Annotated in this window: 10 protein-coding genes and 1 tRNA gene; 8 read left to right on the top strand and 3 right to left on the bottom strand. The window is 58.4% G+C overall.

The features are described 5' to 3' along the window. Window positions 1-89 precede the first annotated feature (89 nt). Window positions 90-3470: an ATP-dependent DNA helicase gene (locus DCC27_RS01140; RefSeq protein ID WP_158524692.1), complete on the top strand. Its 3381-nt coding sequence runs from the start codon at window positions 90-92 to the stop codon at window positions 3468-3470. Beyond that, complete coding sequence (locus DCC27_RS01145; RefSeq protein WP_110109974.1) at window positions 3458-7042, top strand: ATP-dependent DNA helicase; 3585 nt, start codon at window positions 3458-3460, stop codon at window positions 7040-7042. Before DCC27_RS01140 ends, DCC27_RS01145 begins: the two co-directional genes overlap by 13 nt. A 50-nt stretch (window positions 7043-7092) precedes the next feature. Here DCC27_RS01145 and DCC27_RS01150 read toward each other — a convergent pair whose 3' ends face one another. Further along, window positions 7093-8463, bottom strand: a complete 1371-nt coding sequence (locus tag DCC27_RS01150) for a phosphotransferase (RefSeq protein ID WP_146206391.1) — start codon at window positions 8461-8463, stop codon at window positions 7093-7095. A gap of 157 nt (window positions 8464-8620) precedes the next feature. Between DCC27_RS01150 and nudC the strand changes: the two genes are divergently transcribed. After that, complete coding sequence (nudC, locus tag DCC27_RS01155) at window positions 8621-9631, top strand: NAD(+) diphosphatase (protein ID WP_110098575.1); 1011 nt, start codon at window positions 8621-8623, stop codon at window positions 9629-9631. Between the two features lie 97 nt (window positions 9632-9728). After that, window positions 9729-11909, top strand: coding sequence for an ATP-dependent DNA helicase UvrD2 (locus DCC27_RS01160; protein WP_110100234.1), 2181 nt, complete (start codon window positions 9729-9731; stop codon window positions 11907-11909). Between the two features lie 7 nt (window positions 11910-11916). On the opposite strand, the gene DCC27_RS01165 is transcribed toward DCC27_RS01160, so the two are convergent. Then, window positions 11917-13029, bottom strand: coding sequence for a ThiF family adenylyltransferase (locus DCC27_RS01165; RefSeq protein WP_110098577.1), 1113 nt, complete (start codon window positions 13027-13029; stop codon window positions 11917-11919). Between the two features lie 187 nt (window positions 13030-13216). Here DCC27_RS01165 and DCC27_RS01170 point away from each other — a divergent pair, with 187 nt between their 5' ends. After that, window positions 13217-13891, top strand: a complete 675-nt coding sequence (locus DCC27_RS01170) for a SprT-like domain-containing protein (RefSeq protein ID WP_158278510.1) — start codon at window positions 13217-13219, stop codon at window positions 13889-13891. Here the strand turns inward: DCC27_RS01170 and DCC27_RS01175 are convergent. After that, window positions 13888-15312 carry a zinc-dependent metalloprotease gene (locus DCC27_RS01175; protein ID WP_110100236.1) on the bottom strand — a complete coding sequence of 475 codons (1425 nt, stop codon included), beginning with the start codon at window positions 15310-15312 and terminating at the stop codon, window positions 13888-13890. The two genes, DCC27_RS01170 and DCC27_RS01175, sit on opposite strands and share 4 nt — an antisense overlap. Window positions 15313-15517: 205 nt before the next feature. Here DCC27_RS01175 and DCC27_RS01180 point away from each other — a divergent pair, with 205 nt between their 5' ends. From DCC27_RS01180 to DCC27_RS01190, 3 genes are all read left to right on the top strand, one after another. Further along, window positions 15518-16645, top strand: coding sequence for a PDZ domain-containing protein (locus tag DCC27_RS01180; protein ID WP_110109975.1), 1128 nt, complete (start codon window positions 15518-15520; stop codon window positions 16643-16645). A 72-nt stretch (window positions 16646-16717) separates the two neighbouring features. Continuing rightward, window positions 16718-19876, top strand: coding sequence for a UPF0182 family protein (locus DCC27_RS01185; protein ID WP_334228145.1), 3159 nt, complete (start codon window positions 16718-16720; stop codon window positions 19874-19876). Between the two features lie 82 nt (window positions 19877-19958). Further along, a tRNA-Met gene (locus DCC27_RS01190) sits at window positions 19959-20032 on the top strand. Window positions 20033-20199 lie beyond the last annotated feature (167 nt).

Raw genomic sequence — 20199 nt, forward strand, 5'->3', positions numbered from 1 at the left:
GAACCCACCGCCTTGCGGTGGTGGAAACAACACCGCGACAATTCTGCCAAGGCTTAACTTGTCCTTGGTGGTGCGGTTAGATGGACACTATGTCTGAGCCACAGCCTGGGTTTGAACTCCTCCAGCCTCTCCAGCCCGTCGCTTCCGCTGTTGAACTTGATGCTGACCAACGCCGTGTTGTCACGCTGCCAGCCGGTCACGGGCCCGTCCTGGTGATCGGCGCGCCCGGGTCCGGGAGGACAACCACCGCGATTGAATACGCGGTCCAGCGAATGATCACCGACTGTCAGCCAGACGAGGTAGTCATGCTGGCGGGTTCGCGCCAAGCAGCCAGCCAGGTTCGAAACGCTTTGACCGCGCGGTTGCAGGCCGAAGGGTTGGGTACACGGGCAGAGACACCGGTGCGCAGCGTGGCATCATTTGCCTTTGATGTGATTCGGCGGATGCGTGCCGAAGGCTATCTGGAACATGTGGAGGAACCACCTCGGCTGTTAGCTGGTGCTGAACAGGACCGAAAGATCGCGGAGATTCTGGAGACCTACCGGGAAGAAAACACCGGGCCACAATGGCCCGAGTCATTGCAACAGGCCGTGGGGCTGGCTGGATTTCGGCGTGAGGTTCGCGAACTGATCGATCGTTGCAGCGAATACGGTATTGAACCGGGCCAACTCCAACGGTGGGGAGAAGAGTATCATTACCCCGAATGGGTAGCTGTTGCTGAGCTGTTGCAGGACTATCGCGATGACCTTGATCTGCGTTCAGCATCGGCCTTCGACCCAGCGGGACTGATTACCCGGGCGGCCGATTATCTCGCTGACCCAGCCCACCGCTCTTTTCTCGACGCAGAGCGTCAACGGCGTCCGGTGGTGATCATCGACGACATCCAGGACGCCAACCCAGCGGTCTACCGCCTTCTAGAGATCTGGGCAAGTGACCTGGATGTGGTGATGACGGCCAGCCCGACCACGACGGTGCAGGGCTTCCGCGGAGCGACACCGCAGTTGCTCTCCGAGCTACCGCAACGGATGATCAGGGGCGATCTCTCCGGCGAGCAACGTCGCCAGCGGATCATCGAACTGACACATCAGCACCGCATGGCGGCACCGGTTTTCCAAGCCTGGCGTCGGGCCGCTCAACGTATTCCCGTCACCATGGGGTTGCCCTCAACGGTGCCTGCCACTCCCACCTCGGAAGAGGCCGAGACCACAACAAACCACAACGATGAGCGTGCCGAAGTACGCTGGGTGGCCAGTGCTGGCCAAGAAAAACTGTTGGTGCACCAACAACTGTTGCAACTGCATTTAGAACATAAGATTCCTTATTCGAACATGGCCGTCATTGCCCGCACCGCGAGCCGGGTCGATGCCATCGCCCGTTCGTTGAGCTTAGAGGGGATCCCAGTGCACCGACGCATGGCCGACGTCATGCTCAACCAGCAGGCAGCGGTCTCACCGCTGCTCACCCTGGTGGCCGTTGCCAGCAGTCCGGCACCACCGCGGGGGACCGGTCTTGCACCGGAGCGGTTGAGCTGGTTACTCACCGGTCGCTACGGCGGTGCCACCGCGGTACACGTGCGCCAGTTACGACGCCGTTTACTGCAAACCGAGCAAGCCCAGGGCGGAAGCCGAGGCTCACATGAGCTACTGGATATACTGGTCGACTCTCCGGAGCTGGTATACCAGATGCTGAGTCTGGACCCTGAGCGTGCCCTTCCGGATTATGCTCGTTCCGTGGTGCGCATTGGCACGATGCTCAACGCTATGCGTGGTGCCGTGGAGTCAGACTCACCTGAACCGAGTCAGGTTTTGTGGGCCGGATGGCAGGCAGCTCGCGTCGCGACATCGTGGGAAACTACCGCGTTGGAAGGTGAGGCGCAACAGGCGGCTCAGGCCCACCGCGACCTTGACGCCGTGATCGCCGTTTTTGACGCCGCCGAACGATACGAAGATCAATTCCCCGGCGAAACGTCCGCCGGATTCGTCGAATACTTGGAAAACCAAGACCTCCCCATGGACTCGCTATCGGAGACTCACCACCTTGATGAGGCGGTCTCGGTGCTGACCCCGTCGTCTGCGGTCATCGGTGAGTGGGACGCAGTCCTCATTGTGGGAGTCCAAGAAGGCATCTGGCCCAACACCCGAGTGCGTGGACAATTGTTGAAAACCGGGGACCTCGTCGACCTCGTGCGTGGTCGAACGACCCATGACAGACTGGTAGACCGGATCGCGGAAGTTCGAACCGACGAAATGCGCACCTTCGCCGCGGCCATCTCCCGGGCACGCAAGATCGTGATCGGTTCAGCGGTCGCTACCGAAGAATCTCAACCTAGTGCTTTCCTTGATCGAATCCAGCCCTGGCACGTCACTGAGGACCAGCCAGTACGGCCGATAACCTCGGTGCCCACACCGTTGACGCGGAGGATGCTGGTCGCCACCCTGCGTCGAGAACTGGAGAACTCAGCCCGTCAGAAACCAGAACATCGCGATGAAAGCCGGCAACGTGATGCAGCAACTGCGTTGGCCGTGCTAAGCGACCACGGCGTCTCCAGCGCCAACCCCAACTTCTGGTGGGGGCTGGCACCGTTGTCCAGTACCCACCCGGCAGCCGTTGCCGAAGATCTCGAATCTGGTCGGCCCATGATCTCCTTGTCGCCTTCAAGCCTCGGTACCGCTCTGGAGAACCCAGCCGAGTGGTACTTCGATAAGATCGGAGCCTCAACCTCCTCGTCAGAGCCTTTGAAGCGCGGCACCTTCGTGCACGCATTGGCTGAAAAATACCACCAGGGACGAGCCGAAGACCTGCAAGCCGGACTGGAAGAATTGTTCCCGGTTTTACTCCGCGCCCTGGAGCTTGACCCCGAAAGCTGGCAGGCCGAGGGAGAACGCCAGCGGATCAAAGATATGCTGAGCTTTTTCAGCGAGTATGTCATCGCCATGCGTCACGACGGCCGGAGTCTGGTTGCTACCGAATTGGGCGTCAACGCCACCTTCACGGTTGAGGATCTCGACGTGAAAGTTAACGGAAAAATTGACAGGCTGGAAAAAGACCCACAGGGACGTCCAACCGTGGTAGACCTCAAGACCGGCAAGTCGATGCCTCGAAGCGAAGAGGTTGACCGCCTGCCACAATTGGCCACCTATCAGGCCCTGATCATCTCCGGCGTCTTGAAGGCAACGAAGCTCGAGTCGGCCGAGTTTTCTCAGCCCACCACCCCAGGTGGAGCCATGCTAGTCCAGCTGGGCACCACCAACCAGAACCTAAAAGTCCAACACCAACAGCCGGTTGTTCCCGAGGATCCCAAGCACCCGGAAGAAAACTGGGCTAGCCAACAGATCCGGGACGCGGCGCGACGCGTCTCTGGAGCGAGCTATCTGACCTGGTGGGACCCTGGGGAGTTCCAGAAATCGTCCTACCAGATCCTCTCACCCATCACACGGCAAGGAAGGCAGATCACAGAGTGGAACCTTTAGCAGCTCAACCGCAACGAAACACCTGGGGAGACGTTCGGTTTAGCGCTGAAGAACTGGCCGATATCCTTCAGTCCGCGAAGCCACCCCAACAGCGGATGTATCCCACGAAACAACAGCGCGCCGTCATCGAATACGGTCCAGACCCCCTCCTGGTGGTCGCTGGTGCTGGCTCGGGCAAAACGCGCACCATGACAGACCGAGTCATCTGGCTGACTGCCAACGGTTTTGTGCGTCCCGAAGAAATTCTTGGCGTCACTTTTACTCGCAAAGCCGCTGGTGAATTAGCAGCACGCGTGAACGCCGCCATTGAAAACCTCGCGAGCCACGAGTCACTAGGCTTGACTCTCGACCGCCACGACCCGGGACAAGCCAGCGTTTCCACCTACCACTCCTATGCGAATGCGCTGGTAGCAGACTACGGGCTACGCATTGGTGTCGAACCCGATTCAGAAATGATCGGAGAGGCCCGATCATTCCAGATCATCGCCGAGATCGTGGCAAACTGGGAAGCTGATGTGTCCGAACTGGACTTTACCGAGAGTTCGTTGATCTCGGCGGTCAAAAAACTCGCCGCGGAAGCCAACGAACATCTTGTGAAACCACACGAGATCAAAGAGCACGTGATCGAAATTTTGGAGTCCGGCCAGCGTCTAGACACCGGGGCAAAACGGCCCAAATACGCCACGGAGATCTTTAACAGCCTCCGCGTGAAAATGACCATGGCCGATATCGTTGCACGTTACGCCCAGGTGAAAAAGGACCATAACCTCATGGATTATGGGGACCTGGTTTATTATGCCCAACTGATCGCCTCCACGATTCCCGAAGCTGCCGCCAGCGAACGCGAGAAGTATAAGGTCGTCCTCCTCGACGAATTCCAAGACACCTCGCACGCCCAAATGATGCTGTTCTCTTCGCTGTTCGGCCCCCAATCCTCCCAGGGAGCAGGTCACTGTGTCACAGCTGTGGGGGACCCCAACCAGTCGATCTATGGATTCCGAGGTGCCTCCGCCGGTCAGCTGGGTCTTTTTCCCGAATATTTCCCAGCCGTTAGGCGTGCCGATGACGACCGTGTTGACACACGGGCTCCAGCCGATATCTTGCCCCTGAGCGTGGCATGGCGAAATAGAGAGCGCATTTTGCGCGGTGCCAATGCCATTATCGGGCAACTGGATGGAGAACCGACCACCGGCAGGCCCGTCCCGGTCCAAGAACTCTCGGCAGGAGTGACCGGTGAACCCGGACGCGTGGTTATCAATTGGTTCAAAGACTCCGAAGACGAAGCACGCACGCTGGCCGACACCGTCGCAGACTGCCTGGGGATTACCGATCCCGGCTCGAACCAGCCACATCACACCGAGAAGTCGGCTGCCATTCTTTGTCGTCGCAAGGCAGACTTCCTGCCTCTGGTTGAAGCACTCGAAGCGCGAGGAGTCCCCTATGAAATCCTGGGGATGACGGGGCTTGTCGAGGTTCCCGCCGTCGTCGAGGTGCTGTCGTTAGCTCGTGTGGTTGCCGCTCCGCAGGAAAACGAAGCTCTAGTACGTATCTTGAGTAATGCGCGCTGGAGAATCGGAACAGCCGACTTGTGGGCACTTAACCGTTATGCCCGAGGACTCGTGCGTCATGGACGTGACGCTCAACCTCCGTCGGAACTCCGGTCTGATGACCCAGAACAGATCTGGAATGCTGAGAAGCTCGCCGAGGCACTCGTCTCCGAAGATGCTGAAGAAGTGTCACTGATCGAAGCACTTTATAAGTTACCGCCGATTGAGGAGGCAGCCCATCACGGATTCACCGAGGAAGGGCTCCAACGACTGCACCGTGTTGCGGACCTATTAGTCTCGCTCCAAGAGTTGCGTTCACTGGATCTTCCGGAATTCTTCCGGATGATTGCCCGCCGTAGTGGGATTGAGGCAGAAGTTCTGGCACATCCAGGAACCGAACTCTCCGAGGCACTGCAACACCTGGAAGCCCTTTACGATGTCGTCGACGAGTTCTCACAAGGGTTGAACGACTCCCTGACGTCTGATTTGTCGGGCTTTCTGGCATGGATAGAAACCGCTGAGGCAGAAGAAAAAGGGCTGGCACTACCCGCCGTTCAACCACGCCCCGGAGCCGTCCAGTTGCTCACCGTCCATTCTTCCAAAGGATTGGAGTGGGACGCCGTGTTCGTTCCCGGACTGAGCGCAGGAAAATTCCCGTCGGAGAAACCCGAGAGATGGACTTCCACCTCCAGCGGGGCATTACCCTGGGGGCTTCGCCACGATATTCCAGACGAGTATCAGTGGCCTTTCGACCAGGCCGAAACCCTAAAAGAGTGGAGTGCAGGAGCAGGCAACACCACGTTCTCCACGAAAGATCAGGATCGGGTGACCTATCATCGGTTGTCTGAGAACGTGAAGATCCGCAATGGATTCGAAGAAAAGCGACTAGCTTATGTTGCCTTCACCCGCCCCAAGCACTTGTTGTGGCTCTCAGGAAGCCACTGGGTGGGAACAAAGAAGAAAGCCGTTGAACAGTCCGAGTTCTTGACCATTTTTCAGGGACTAGACGGGGTCGAAACTGGACACTGGGTTGATTCAACAGACCCCGAAGTCGTCGGAGATAAGAACCCGCGGGCTGAGAAGATCCTGGTCTCCACCTGGCCTGTCGATCCTCTCGATGGCGCATCGATTTACCAAATCAATGCAACGGACTTCTATGACGGCGTTTACTGGATCGATGACCGGGCCGGAAAACCTCTGGTTCGCCACTACCCACGTCGCCAAGCGGTGACACAAGCGGCACAATGGGTGACCGATGCGCGTGAAACATCTGTCACGGATATTGAAGACCACGAGCTGGCTCAACGCGTGCAGTGGGCCCAACCCGACGAAGATATGACGCAGAGCAGTGAGGTTCACTTGCCAAGTCACCTCTCGGCCTCAGCATTTATAAGTTTGGTAGACGACCCGCACACCGTAGCGAAGTCACTGAAACGTCCGATGCCACGTCGACCGATCAAAGCAGCCCGAACAGGTACGCTCGTCCACCAATGGATTGAGGAACATTTCGCCAGTCAGCGTTCTGGCATCACGGGCATGCTCGACTTCGAGGACCCGGTCGAGGATGCCGACCAGGTCTGGGACGAACAAACCGGTGTGACGACCCTGCGAGAGAACTTCCTGAACACCAGATGGGCGCAACGCTCACCAGCGTTCATCGAAGCCGGGGTGGAAACGACAGTCGGGTCGGTGACCATTCGTGGCCGTATTGACGCTGTTTTTCGGAACGGGGGAGACCACCCGGATCAGGAATTCGACCCCACCGCGCAGTGGGAGCTCGTTGACTGGAAAACGGGTATGGTGCCGTCGACCCCAGACGACTTGGAACATAAAGGACTTCAGCTGGCGCTGTACCGTTTGGCCTGGTCACGGCTACATGATATTCCCCTGGCGAATATCTCGGGACGTTTTGTGTACCTTGCACATGGCGAAGAACGAACTCCGGTCAACCTTGCTGACGCCGAGCAACTGGAAGCGTTGCTGGCTCAAGCGCTGGAAGCCACCGAACCCCACGGAGCAGATTGAGTGGCTATCGTCGCGGTGATAGGGAACACTGCCAATGCGACGGAGGAGGACTAGTTGCGAGATGATGAATCCTCGGCCTGCGACGCGGAGTCTGACTCGCGGTCCTCTGTCATCTGACGAATGGCGTCTAACGACACCGGTTCGGTGACAACGCCGGCATCGTCATCGACCTGATCACCGTCGTCTGCGTTGTCTGCTTCCGGTGGCGAGGCCTCAGATGCTTTGGGATCATCTCGGACTGGATTCTCGTCTTCGGTCGCGTCATCGTCGTCAGCATCGACATCGGCGTCGGTCACCACGGCACCATCCTCAGCGTTGAGGTTAGCGTTGATGGTGCTGATAGGGGCAGTGACCTCTTCTGGCTCGTTGACCTGCTGGACCTGTTCAGCAGAGGTGCCGTCGTCCGCTTTGGCCATGGAATGTGCCGGATTAGTTTCATCGGGCGCCGCGACCGAGGAGTGATGAGGCTTTGACAGCTCCGAGCCCACGTCCTGGCCACCGGTTTCTGCAACGTCGGCGGCCAAATCGTCCAGCATCGACACCGCATCATCGATCATACGCTGATCATGACTGTTGATGCCACGCATCAGCCATTGGGCCAGAGCAAATTCAGCGCTCAATGATGCCCGTCGCATCAGGTGGAAATCCCGCTCATCGGCGGCAGCGCCCAGATATCGGTAATAGGCATCGATGATCTGTTCACCGAAGACTGGATCCTCGACTGAAGCTAACCAGGAAAAATCGACCGCAGGATCCCCAATATGAAGGTCAGTCCAGCCGATCAAACCCACTGCTCGACCACGGTCGAACAACAAGTGTTCTTCGTGCAGATCTCCGTGAACAACCGTGGGAGTGAACCCCCACATTTGGGTTTCTTCCAGAGCATTTTCCCACCGTCGCAAGAGTATCGAGGGGATTTTTCCGGTCAGCGCGACTTGGTCCAATTCGTTGAGACGACGGGTTCTATGTTCCTCAGCGGTATACACCGGCAGATCGGCAATTTCCACAACCGAACGTGGTAATTCGTGGATTGCTGCGGTGATCCGTCCGAGGTCATCCCGAACGATATCGGGCAGGCAGACAATGGTGTCGAGGTCCAGTTCCTCGCCGGGGATCTGGTGATAGACAAAAGTTCGACGACGATCCAGTTGCACAGCTCCGGCAACAGAAGGCACGCGGAAAGGTAACTTCGCCCGAATCGTGGGAGTAAAACCAGACAGCACCTCCAATTCGGTTTCCAACCTCATGCCGGCTTGGTCAGTGCGCGGCGAGCGGACCCGCCAGATGGTGTTATCTCGGTCGGTCACCAGGGCATTGTCGAACTCTGGGGATTGTTCGCCGGTGGAAGCTACACCCACAATATCTAGTCCCGGCATAGCTGCGGAGGCGAGGGCGGCGAGTTCCATGGGTGTGCGTTTCACAGCATCCAGCCTACTGAATATCCACCTTTACCGGCCCGCTTGTGATTTGGCGAGTCCACAATTTGGCTGGAATACTCAGCCAGCGTTCAGCGACGCACCGTTATGCCCTGAGGAATGACTCCCCAGAAGCGAGCGCGTTTCCAGTACCGTAGAAACCATGAGCAATCAGCAGACTTTCCCTCCTCTTGGTGCTTTGCCACTAGCTCGTGAAGACCTGGACCGAGGGTGCCTGCAACGGGAGGACCCTGCCTGGTTGCCAACCCTCTGGTCAGCTCCTGAAACCAAAGTCCTCAGACTTCACGCCCGTCAGGTTCCGGTCTATCGGGGCGCACTCGTGTTCGACCACCCCCAAGGCCCGCTTCCAGAAGAAGCGGTCTATCTGGGACGCGGTGAACGAGTAGTAGACCTGTCCCCCGAGGACCTAGACGGGATCAGCCCCAACGACATTGTCCTGGTGCCTTCCGGGTCAAAAGATACTGCACCACAGTTACTCAACCCGCACCGCTGGGATGGGGCGGAGGTTAATCCGGCGCGAGTGCAATGGCTCTCGGTTCGAGAAGTCGCAGCGGGGCTTTCTGGCAAAGAAGCCGGCCTTTTCGTGGAGGCGGTGGCGATTGCCAACTGGCACTCCCGGACCCGGTTCTGCTCGCATTGTGGACACCGGCTGGTCACTGAGCAATCCGGCTGGGTTAAAACCTGCCCCGCTGAAGGAATTGAGCACTTCCCCCGCACCGATCCGGCCATCATCGTGGCCATCACCGATGACGATGACAGAATACTGCTGGGAAATAATACGGCATGGGCCCCGAACCGGTACTCCACACTGGCGGGGTTCGTTGAGCCCGGAGAATCCCTCGAGGCAGCGGTGATCCGAGAAGTCTACGAAGAAGCCGGGGCGCACGTGGCTGACCCACAGTATCTCGGTTCGCAACCGTGGCCGTTCCCGCAATCGTTAATGCTAGGTTTTCGGGCGCGTGCCACCAACGTGGAGACAATTCGAGCGGATAACAAGGAGATGCGGTCGGTGACGTGGTTTACCAAAGCCGAGATGTGGTCTCAGGCTGAGCGTGGCGAGATCTACCTACCCGGGTCCGCATCGATCGCACGAATGCTGATCGAGCACTGGTATGGCGGGCCTCTTCCGGACCCACACGTACTGCAAAACTGAGCGCCTTAGCGTGCTACGTTTCTGAGGTGACCGCTGAAGCCACGTAGCGACGTTGGGCCGGACGTTGCACAATCTATCGAGTCAAGGAGGTGCCACGGTGAGTTCACCCGAGGAGATGCTTGAAGGCCTCGACGTGGAGCAACGCCGGGCAGCCACCGCCTTGCACGGACCCGTGTGCATTCTGGCCGGGGCCGGGACCGGGAAAACTCGAGCCATTACCCACCGGATTGCTTACGGAGTGGCCACCGGAGCCTATAGTCCGTTTCACACGTTGGCGCTGACCTTCACCAGCAAAGCCGCTGCGGAAATGCGAGCTCGTCTCCGGGTGCTAGGCGCTGGGGGAGTACAAGCACGCACATTTCACGCCGCGGCGTTGAAGCAGCTGAGTTATTTCTGGCCCCAAGCAATTGGTGGACCAATGTTTGGGCTATTAGAGCATAAGATCCGACTGATTATTGATGCGGCTAACCGGCTGCGGATGAGTACCGATCGAGCCACGGTCCGAGATCTTGCCGGAGAAATCGAATGGGCCAAGATCTCGATGCTCACCCCGGAGACTTACCAACATCAGGCAGGTCACCGCCCGTTGCCTAGCGGGTGGGACCCGTTGTTGTTCTCTCGGCTCTTTCAAGCCTATGAAGATCTCAAAGCCGACCAGCGATTGATGGACTTCCACGATGTGTTGCTGTTGATGGTTGGGATCCTCGAATCTGAGCCAGCTATTGCAGCCGAAGTACGTCGTCAGTACCGGGTCTTTATCGTCGATGAGTATCAGGACGTCTCCCCGCTCCAACAGCGGTTGCTAGAGGCCTGGCTGGGCGACAGCCATGAATTATGCGTGGTGGGTGATGCCTCGCAGACCATCTACTCTTTTACCGGGGCCACGTCACGGTTCTTGTTGGAGTTCACAACGACCTATCCGCAGGCTCAACGTATCGAGCTGATCCGGGATTATCGGTCCACCCCGCACATTGTGGCCTTGGCCAATCGACTCTTGGAACAACGGACCCAACAGGGCCAACAAGCCGGAGGAAGAATGCCTCCCTGGCCTCGTCCGCTCGAGTTGGTCTCTCAGCGAGATAATGGTCCGGCGCCGGTGTTTTGGGAATGTGAGGATGAACAGACCGAAGCAGACCAGATCGCCAGCCATATCCATCAGCAAATCACCGACGGAAAACTCCCGGAAAATATTGCGGTACTGTTCCGTACCAACGCCCAATCGGTGCATTTCGAACAGGCTCTGACCCGACACAGCGTTCCCTACCAGCTCCGAGGCGCCGAAGGGTTCTTCCAACGCACTGAAGTTCGGGAAGCTGTCTTGCAACTACGCTCCGCCGCTCAGGCCTCACCTGCGGTGCGGGGCGAACAGGTGGTGGAGCTGATGGAAGCGATCCTGACCTCATTGGGATACAGCACTGATCCGCCCCAAGCCACCGGTGCAGTGCGACAGAAGTGGGAGTCCCTTGACGCACTAATTACCTTGGGTCGCCGAATGCTGGATGATCACGGTGCACAGCTCAGTCTCGACCAGGTGGTCCAGGAACTACAGCACCGAGACACCGATGAGCATCCGCCCACCGTTTCGGGGGTGACCTTGGCGTCGTTGCACTCAGCTAAAGGATTGGAATGGGACGCGGTTTACTTGGCCGGACTCACCGAGGGAATGGTCCCGATTGGTTTTGCTCAAACCCAGAGCGAGATTGATGAAGAACGACGACTGTTCTATGTGGGTATTACGCGTGCACGGAATGAAATTTTTTTCAGCTGGCCGCGTCACCGCAACGGAAGAACTGGCAACAAGTCCAAGCCCTCACGGTTCCTCTCGGCCCTGATCCCGCAAGCGTCATCGACGCAGACGATTCCTTCACCGCACACGGGTGTGTCGGCATCGAACCAGGCCCAGCGGTCCTCTCCGGGTGACTTCCACGGTAAGCGTCGCGGGCGCTCACAGGTGGCACAGTGTCGGGTCTGTGGCCAGCCACTGGAAACACCGGTGGCCCGGAAACTGGGCCGCTGTCAAAACTGTCCAGCCACCTATGACCAGCACCTTCTGGACACACTCAAAGAGTGGCGCTCCACCACCGCCAAGTCAGAAAAGTTGCCGGCGATGATGGTGTTTACAGACGCGACCTTGGTGGCCATCGCTGAAAAGGTGCCACAGACAGCGAGCGCATTGCGCCAGGTCCCCGGAATCGGGGATGCCAAATTGTCGAAATACGGGGATGCGGTGCTCCACCTCGTCAGTTCCGCCCCCAGGGAGGAAGACCAGAATGGCTAGCTGCGTGTCAGGAGTAGGCGACCGCGCCACAACAGCGGGGATGCTCACTGATCGTGAAGCTTGATACGGCACCGGTTCGGGCCGAGACGCTGAGTACTTGACCGGGTACAGCGCCGGGGACTTCGCCGGCATCGGTCAGCGTCAGGACATCTCGAAGCGGTGTGGCATCGATCCAATTCAGCACTTGAATGCCCACTAATCCAGCGACAGCGTAGGCCAAACCTAGAGGTTCACGACCTGCTGCTTGCGCTCGCAACGCATGCTGTCGATCCGCGTAAGAGGGATCGAGCTCCGCTTCGCGTGCCATCCAGCAGTGAGGGCACGGCGAGGTTTGGGGCAAAAGCCAGGGGCCGATGACGACGCGATCGTCGTGAAGGGTGACTGGTAGCACTGGTTGAGCTCGACGTTGGGCCTGGGCGAGAAACTCCGTGGCCAGTCCGCCTCGTGTGATGCAGACAGACAGGTCACCGCACGGTTGGGGCGCGACGGGGTGTGACTGGGGCAAAATCTCGATGTCAGGAAACTGGTGACGTAACTGTTCGGCGGTGGCGACACCCCGGCACCGTGAAAGATCTTCGGGCAGGAACCCGGTGCCGAGATCACTGACTGTGACAGGTTGGGGATCCCACACCCACATCCTTGCGACGCCGGCGTTGGCAAGCAGGAGTGCCAAGGCGCGCCCACTGCGACCAGTCCCCAGTATCTGCACGGAGGACTGAGCGCGTCGAGTGTGCAAAGTGGGTGCATCAACTGGACAAACCTGCACCGAAGTCTTCTCGTCAGCGTCATGCTGCGAGCTGGGCTCCACGGTTACCGCCTGCAGGGTGGCCGTGGCCGTGGCAACGTCACAGTCGGTGCTTGGTTCTGGGGACGGCTCGGCCGGGGAGTTCAACAAGACTGGGTCGAGGGTTGAGATCAGTCGCCAGGTTTCCTGAGTGCTGAGCCCGGCCTGTTTGCCGTGACGTGGTTCGCTACCATCCGGAATTCCGCGACGCAGTTTCTCCAGTAGCGCGGTGATTTGCGGTGTGGCGCCAGAGATCTGCAGAGATCGTTCACCTGAACCGATTTGGACCAGGCCAGCTGAAATTTTCACGAAAGACAGGCCGGGGTTGATTTGCATGAAGTAGCTCCTGGGACGACGATGATTCGGGCCAGTACCGGCTGACCGGAAGGGTCCGGACTGCCATCATCGCAAAGACCGTGAGCTCGTGCAGACGGTTGTCCACAACTGGTTTGCTCAGGTGTTGTTGTCCACAGTCCAACACGCCTTGTTGGGGTAGGGTTGCCGTGACCGAAGAATGGACACCATGACATCACTACCACAGCACAGCACCCAGCATTCGCCCTCAACATTACACGGCTTTCGGCACCTAGACGGTCCCTTCCGGTTGGGTCGTGGCCGCGTCGCCGAAGTCTATGAGTATCACGGTCGAACCGTACGAATTATTCGTTCGCTCCGGCGCACGAGAAGCTTCCAAGCCTCTTACGAAGACGGAATGTTGCACATCGCTGCACCGGGCCGGCTGAGTCAGGAAGCAATCTTTCATGCCAGCGCTGACCTGATCCAGCGTCTGGAGAAAAAACGCGACAACCGCATGAAAACCAGCGACCAGGACCTCTACGACCGGGCGGTGTTTTTAGCCAAAACATGGTTGAATTCCGAGGTTGTGCCGGCGAGTGTCAGGTGGTCGAGCCGGCAGACCAAAGTCTGGGGGTCGTGCACCTCGGCTACCGGAGAGATTCGGTTGTCCACCCAGCTGAAAGGTATGCCTCAGTGGGTCATTGACGGTGTGCTGGTCCACGAATTGGTTCATTTAGCCCACGGCGGGCATGACGCAGATTTTCACCGGATGGCTGCTCGCTATTCTCGGATGGATGAAGCGATGGCCTATCTGGAGGGTTTCAGCCATGCACGACGTTTCGCAAGTGCGTGCTCACCGCAACTGGGTTGGACGACTGGGGACGACGGTGACGAGGATTAACGATCCTTTCCCGGTGTTTGGCCGTCGTCGTTGAAGCCACCATCGAGTAGCTTGCGGAGCTCCTCATCCATCTGTTCGGTCTGCTCGGCCTGAGCCTGGCGACGTGCTTCGTATCCGTCGGGATCGTCAAGATCTTCAGCGGTCGGAATCCACAGCTGTTCTTCCCAGATCGAATCGCGGTATTCCGTGCCCTTCTCGTCGGTAATCTTCTGCCAGAATGCAGCAGCCTCCCGCAATCGACGAGGACGAAGGTCCAGGCCGACCAACGAGCCAAAAGCATGTTCTGCTGGCCCACCGGTGGCACGGCGACGATTAATCATCTCGCGCAGTGCAGCTTCTGATTCCAGTGCCTGAGCTGCCTGAGTGGTGACGACATCGACCCAACCCTCGATGACGGCCAAGGTGGTTTCCAGCTGTTCCAGGGCAGCCTTCTGGGTCCCGGTGGGTTCAGGGACCAACATTCGGCCGGAGAAGACCTCTTGCATAGACTCGGGGTTCATGGGGTCAACCGACTGGGCAGCATCTTCAATGGAGCTCAAATCAATGGTTAAACCGGCCGCGTACTGTTGCACGGCGGCCATCAAATCACGCTCCAGCCACGGTGAATGGACAAACAGACGCATTCGGGCCGCTTCCCGCAAGGCGAGATAAATTCGGATTTGATCTTCTGGAACCTGCAGGCCATCACCGAATTCTTCGACGTTGACCGGAAGCATGACCAGCCGGTGGCCGGCCACCGGGAAACCGGAATCGGTTCCCGAAAGAACTTCGCGGGAGAGCTCGCCCAAGGCTTGGCCGAGTTGCAGACCGAAGATGGTGCCACCCATGTTCTTCATCATCGGACCGATGTCGCCCATGGCAGCTCGCATCTCTTCGGGAAGCTGGCCGGGAAGCTGTTCGGACAAAGCCCGAGACAGGGCCTGTGAGACCGAGGTGGCAACCGGCTCAGTCATCTCTTTCCACTGGTCAAGAGTCTTCTCGACCCATTCGGCTCGGGACCACGCCACGCCGGAATATCCGGTGGATTCCATAGTGGTGGCCTGATCCAACCATAGCTCCGCCAGGCGCAAGGCATCTTCGATTTCCCGTCGTGCGAAGGTGCCCACCGATGGGTCGTCGCCGGCGGCAGCCTGCCGGGCGGTTTGGCGTACCAGTGCCCAGTTCACCGGTTCATCAGAATTACCCGAGGACATCATGGCCTGGAATTGTGACATCATCTGTTGCATCATGGCGGGGTTAAACATGGCCGGATCCAACGGCATCGCGGACTGGCCGGACATCTGTTGCATGGCTCGACGAATTTCTTCGGGGTTAGGAGCCTGCTCGCCAAACATGCGACGCAACATCTCGGAAAACGGATCGTTATTGTCCGAACCGTCGTCGCCGTGGTCATTCCGTGGTCCATCCGGGGGAGTAGTCATGAGTCATAGACTACCGATTCCGGTCGCACCATGACAGCTTCGCGCGGTAGTTGCCGTTGAGGTTCGCTGAAGGCACACCGGTACCTCGTGCCGATGTCACGAGGCTCAACGCTGTCGTACAGATGTTATTTCTTCTTCTAGAATAGAAGGGATTGGGAGACCTCTCTTCTCCGCCAGCGCGCACTGTCAGGAAGGCTCGGACGGCATGTCTTTATCACCGGATGATCTCACCCCCTTGCGGGTGAATGACTCAGCCGACGTGCGCCCTGAATCGCCACGCGAGGTGAAGCGACGCCGCATGGTGTGGATTTCAGGTCTTCTGCTGGCTGTAGCACTGTTGGCTGGGGTTGTATTTCCGGTGTCCTACATTGCCGAACACCCCGGCCTGACCGTCAACACCATCGGGGACGTTGATCTTGGTGAGGGGGAGGAACCGGTTTTGTCGATTGAGGGTACCGAGACTTATCCCGTCGACGGTGCGCTGGATATGACAACCGTGTCGGTTCAAGGTCCGCCCACCGGAGCGACTTTTGCTATCGACGTGTTGTTTGGCTGGATGTTCCCCCACGTTTCTCTGACTCCTTCGGCCACAGTTTATCCCTCGAACGTGTCATCCTCTGAGGTTCAAGAGACCAACACGGTGGCGATGAATACTTCTCAGTCGTGGGCGATGGCTGCGGCGTTGGAGTATCTGGAGATCGATTACACCCAGCATCTGTTCGTCCACGACTTTGCAGAAGGCGCTGAGGCCACTGACCTGTTGCGTCGAGGAGATCAGGTGATTGCTGCCAACGGTCACCCCATTACCGGTCTGCAAGGACTCAAGGATGCTGTTGACGACTCCGCGCCGGAGCCGGTGACGCTCACCATTGAGCGGGACGGCGAGCAACACAAGATCGACGTACCCGTCACTGAGGCTGAGGACGGTAGCTACCAGATCGGGATCTACTTAGATTCCGAGTTCGACTTCCCCTACGACTTTGAAGTGTCCCTCGGTGATGTTGGCGGTGCCAGCGCGGGGATGATGTTTGCGCTGGGCATTATTGAAAAACTCACCGAGGAGAACCTGGTCGACGGTGACCATATTGCCGGCACCGGTACCATCGACCCCGATGGTACTGTCGGCCCCATTGGCGGAATTCTCCAAAAAGTCTATGGTGCTCAACGCTCTGGAGCCACCGTGTTTCTGGCCCCAGAGGCTAACTGTCCAGAACTTGACGATAAGGTCCCCGACGGGATCACCGTGTATTCGGTGTCGAGCCTGGAACAGGCTGTGGAGATCGTGAAATCTCACGACACACCAGAGGCAGAAAACGTCACCACCTGCGGATAGCAGGACTACTCAACACATCACCCAACATTCGACACAAGTCGGGCGTCCAACGCCTGCAGATAAGGAACAAACGTGAGTTTCGGGCAAAGTTTTGGCGACCTGTTCTCAGGCCGTTCCTCGGGCTCGGGTTCATCCGGTGGCTCGTCGGGGAATAACAATTCCTCCTCGGGTTCTTCGGGTGGACCGGGTGGCTCGTCGAACCGACAGCAACAGAACAATTCACGTCGTCCCGGTGCGCTGATCATTACGATCATTATTCTCGCTGCCCTGGTGGCGCTGTTCGTACTGTTTGCGATGATCTACACCGAAGTGCTGTGGTTCAGCCAGCTCGATTTCACCTCGGTGTTTTGGATCGAACACCTGACGCGCGGTGTACTATTTGTCATCGCCGGGGGTGTGATGGCATTCGTCACCTGGCTGGCAATGTGGCTTGCCTGGCGGAAGCGCCCCGATGCGGACGCAACCTCGATGCGCGATGGCGTCTACCAGTTTCGAAAGCAGATTGAATCGGTCCGCCGGCTCGTGCTCATCGGTGTTCCGCTCTTGATTGGTTTCTTCGCCGGAGCGGCGGCGATGAACTCCTGGCAACAAGTCCTATTGTTCCTCAACCAAGAGCCGTATGGTGAAACTGATCCAGAGTTCGGCCTGGATCTGACCTTCTATATGGCCACTCTGCCGATGCTCGGCACGATTGTCAGCTTTGCGACGTCGGTGGTCTTGGTGGCTGGCATTGTCGGACTGGTGGTGCACTACCTCTTCGGTGCGATCACCATCCAAGAACGCGGTGGTATTCAGATCTCGCGCACCGCACGCTGGCACATCGTGATCTTCGCGTCGCTGTTTATGCTCTTGCAGGGTGTCAACTACTGGCTGGATCGGTACCGCACTTTGCAGAACCAAGAAGGCAACTGGGCCGGTGCGATGTACACCGATGTCAACGCGGTGATTCCGACCTCTACCATTTTGGCTGTGGCTGCCGTTTTGGTGATCGCGCTGTTCATTCTTACCGGGCTACGCGGTCGGTGGCGGTTCGGCATCATTGGTGCAGCCGCGTTCATTGTGGCGGCTCTGGTGGCCGGGGTGGCCTACCCCTACCTGATCCAGCAGTATCGGGTGCAACCGACCGAGCGGGCCTTGGAAAGCGAGTTCATTGAGCGCAACATCAACTACACCCGTGAGGCCTATGGGCTCTCCGATATGGAATACACCAACTATGCCGGTGAGACCGAAGCGAGCGCGGGAGCGCTGGCTGGCGAATCGGCCACCACGGCCAATATTCGTTTGATGGACCCAAACCTGCTGTCCCGGACCTTCGGACAGTTGCAACAGTTCCGTCCGTACTATTCGTTCCCCAATACGTTGCACGTGGACCGTTATGAGGTTGACGGCGAAGTGCGCGACACCATCATTGCACCCCGTGAGGTCAACGTGAACCCGGACTCCTCCTGGGTGAACCAGCACATTACCTATACCCACGGGTATGGCCTCACCGCCGCGGACAGTTCGGAGGTAGGAGGCGGTGGACGCCCGGCTTTCTTGCTCTCGGGTATTCCCACCGACGGTGAGCTGGCATCTGACCAGGATTACGAGCCACGCATTTACTTCGGGATGAACTCACCGCAGTACTCCATCGTGGGTAAGGAAGATGGCGATCCGGACCAGGAACTGGACCGTCCCCAGGATGCCGAATCGGAAGAAGACACTACCTACACCTTCTCCGGTGATGGTGGCCCCTCGGTGGGTAATATCTTCAATCGGTTATCGTATGCGATCCGCTTCGGTTCCACCGAAATCATGTTCTCGCAGAACGTGACCTCGAATTCCCAGATCCTCTACGACCGCCACCCAGTCGATCGTGTGGAGAAGGTTGCCCCGTACCTGGAGGTTGACTCCAACGCGTTCCCGGCCATTGTGAACGGGAGGGTCAAGTGGATTGTCGATGCCTACACCACCTCGGATGCCTTCCCGTACTCAGATTCTCAGGACTTCGACTCGGTGACCGTCGACTCGCTGAACACCAACCCGAATACCAACCCATCGGGACAGGTGAACTACATTCGCAACTCAGTCAAGGCCACCGTGGACGCCTATGACGGTTCGGTCGACCTCTATGCATGGGAGCCCGAGGACCCGTTGCTTCAGGCCTGGCAGAAGGTCTACGGCGGTCACATCAAGCCATACTCTGACATGAGTGCGGAATTGATGGATCACGTGCGTTACCCCTCGGATATGTTCAAGGTTCAGCGTGAGCTGTTGGGTCGCTACCATGTGACCGACCCGGATGACTTCTACGAAAACAACGACGCCTGGTCGGTGCCGGTCGACCCCACGATCTCGACTAACGCTGAGAATAACGATCAGCAGACGGGTGCTCAGGATGTTTCCATCCCGCCGTATTACATGTCGATGCAGCTGCCGGGCAAGGAAGAACCCGCCTTCCAACTGACCACACCGTTCATCCCGCAGGTCACCGAAGGTGCCGCACAGCGCAACGTGCTGTATGGCTTCTTGGCAGCCAACGGTGATGCCGGTACTGGCGAGGATGGCCAGAAGGCCGAGGACTACGGTCACCTCCAGTTGCTGGAGTTGCCGCGTCAAACCACGACACCGGGTCCCGGTCAAGCCCAGGCTAACTTCGACTCCAATGACACCGTGTCGCAGGAGCTGAACCTGCTCCGTCAGGGTGCTTCGGATGTGATCAACGGCAATATGATCACCCTGCCTGCTGCGGACGGTATCCTCTACGTCCAGCCGGTCTATGTGCAGTCCACCGGTGAAACCTCCTACCCGGTCTTGCGGAAGGTCCTGGTGGCCTTCGGTGACGAGGTTGGCTTCGCCGATACCTTGGCTGAAGCGCTCGACCAGATCTTCGGTGGAGATTCCGGCGCTGAAACCTCTGCGGAAGGTCAGGCCGGTGCCGGAGATACTCCGCCACCTGAAGCCGGTGATGAAGAAGGAACCGAACCTTCCGACCAGCCACAGCCACCTGAAGCAACCAGCCCGCAACAGCAGTTAGAAAAGGCCCTGCAAGACGCACGGGATGCGATGCAGGCTTCAGAAGAGGCTATGGCGGATGGTGACTGGGCTGCCTACGGCGAAGCACAGGACCAGCTCAACGACGCATTGAGCCGGGCTCTAGAGGCTGAAGGCGTGGATTCGGATTCCAACGCCGACGATGCTGAGGACTCGGATGAGAACACCGCAGAGGAGGACAACTCCGAGGCAGAGTAAGCATCACACCACCGTGTGGTGAACGGTACACCACGCTAATTTGAACTGCTCCACCCTCCGGCGTATAGTAGATACCTGTCGCCGCGGGGTGGAGCAGTTCGGTAGCTCGCCGGGCTCATAACCCGGAGGTCACAGGTTCAAATCCTGTCCCCGCAACGAGAAAACGGCACCTGACTAGGCACGATCCTAGGCAGGTGCCGTTTGTGTATCCACGCAAAGACGGCCATGCGGTGAGTGGCCGGCCGGTACGGTGAGCTCTTGCGAGCCTCCCGTCGCAATGGGCGATACTCTTCGTGTTGTTTTTTCGGTAAAAGGCGAACACC

Source organism: Auritidibacter sp. NML130574 (assembly GCF_003185725.2).
In the GTDB taxonomy this organism is placed as follows: Bacteria; Actinomycetota; Actinomycetes; order Actinomycetales; family Micrococcaceae; genus Auritidibacter; species Auritidibacter ignavus.

What these genes read in the sequence shown, in the direction of transcription:
- DCC27_RS01140 (WP_158524692.1), top strand. Translation starts at nt 90, where the DNA reads ATGTCTGAGCCACAGCCTGGGTTTGAACTCCTCCAGCCTCTCCAGCCC.
- nudC (WP_110098575.1), top strand. Translation starts at nt 8,621, where the DNA reads ATGAGCAATCAGCAGACTTTCCCTCCTCTTGGTGCTTTGCCACTAGCT.
- DCC27_RS01165 (WP_110098577.1), bottom strand. Translation starts at nt 13,029, where the DNA reads ATGCAAATCAACCCCGGCCTGTCTTTCGTGAAAATTTCAGCTGGCCTG.
- DCC27_RS01170 (WP_158278510.1), top strand. Translation starts at nt 13,217, where the DNA reads ATGACATCACTACCACAGCACAGCACCCAGCATTCGCCCTCAACATTA.
- DCC27_RS01175 (WP_110100236.1), bottom strand. Translation starts at nt 15,312, where the DNA reads ATGACTACTCCCCCGGATGGACCACGGAATGACCACGGCGACGACGGT.
- DCC27_RS01180 (WP_110109975.1), top strand. Translation starts at nt 15,518, where the DNA reads ATGTCTTTATCACCGGATGATCTCACCCCCTTGCGGGTGAATGACTCA.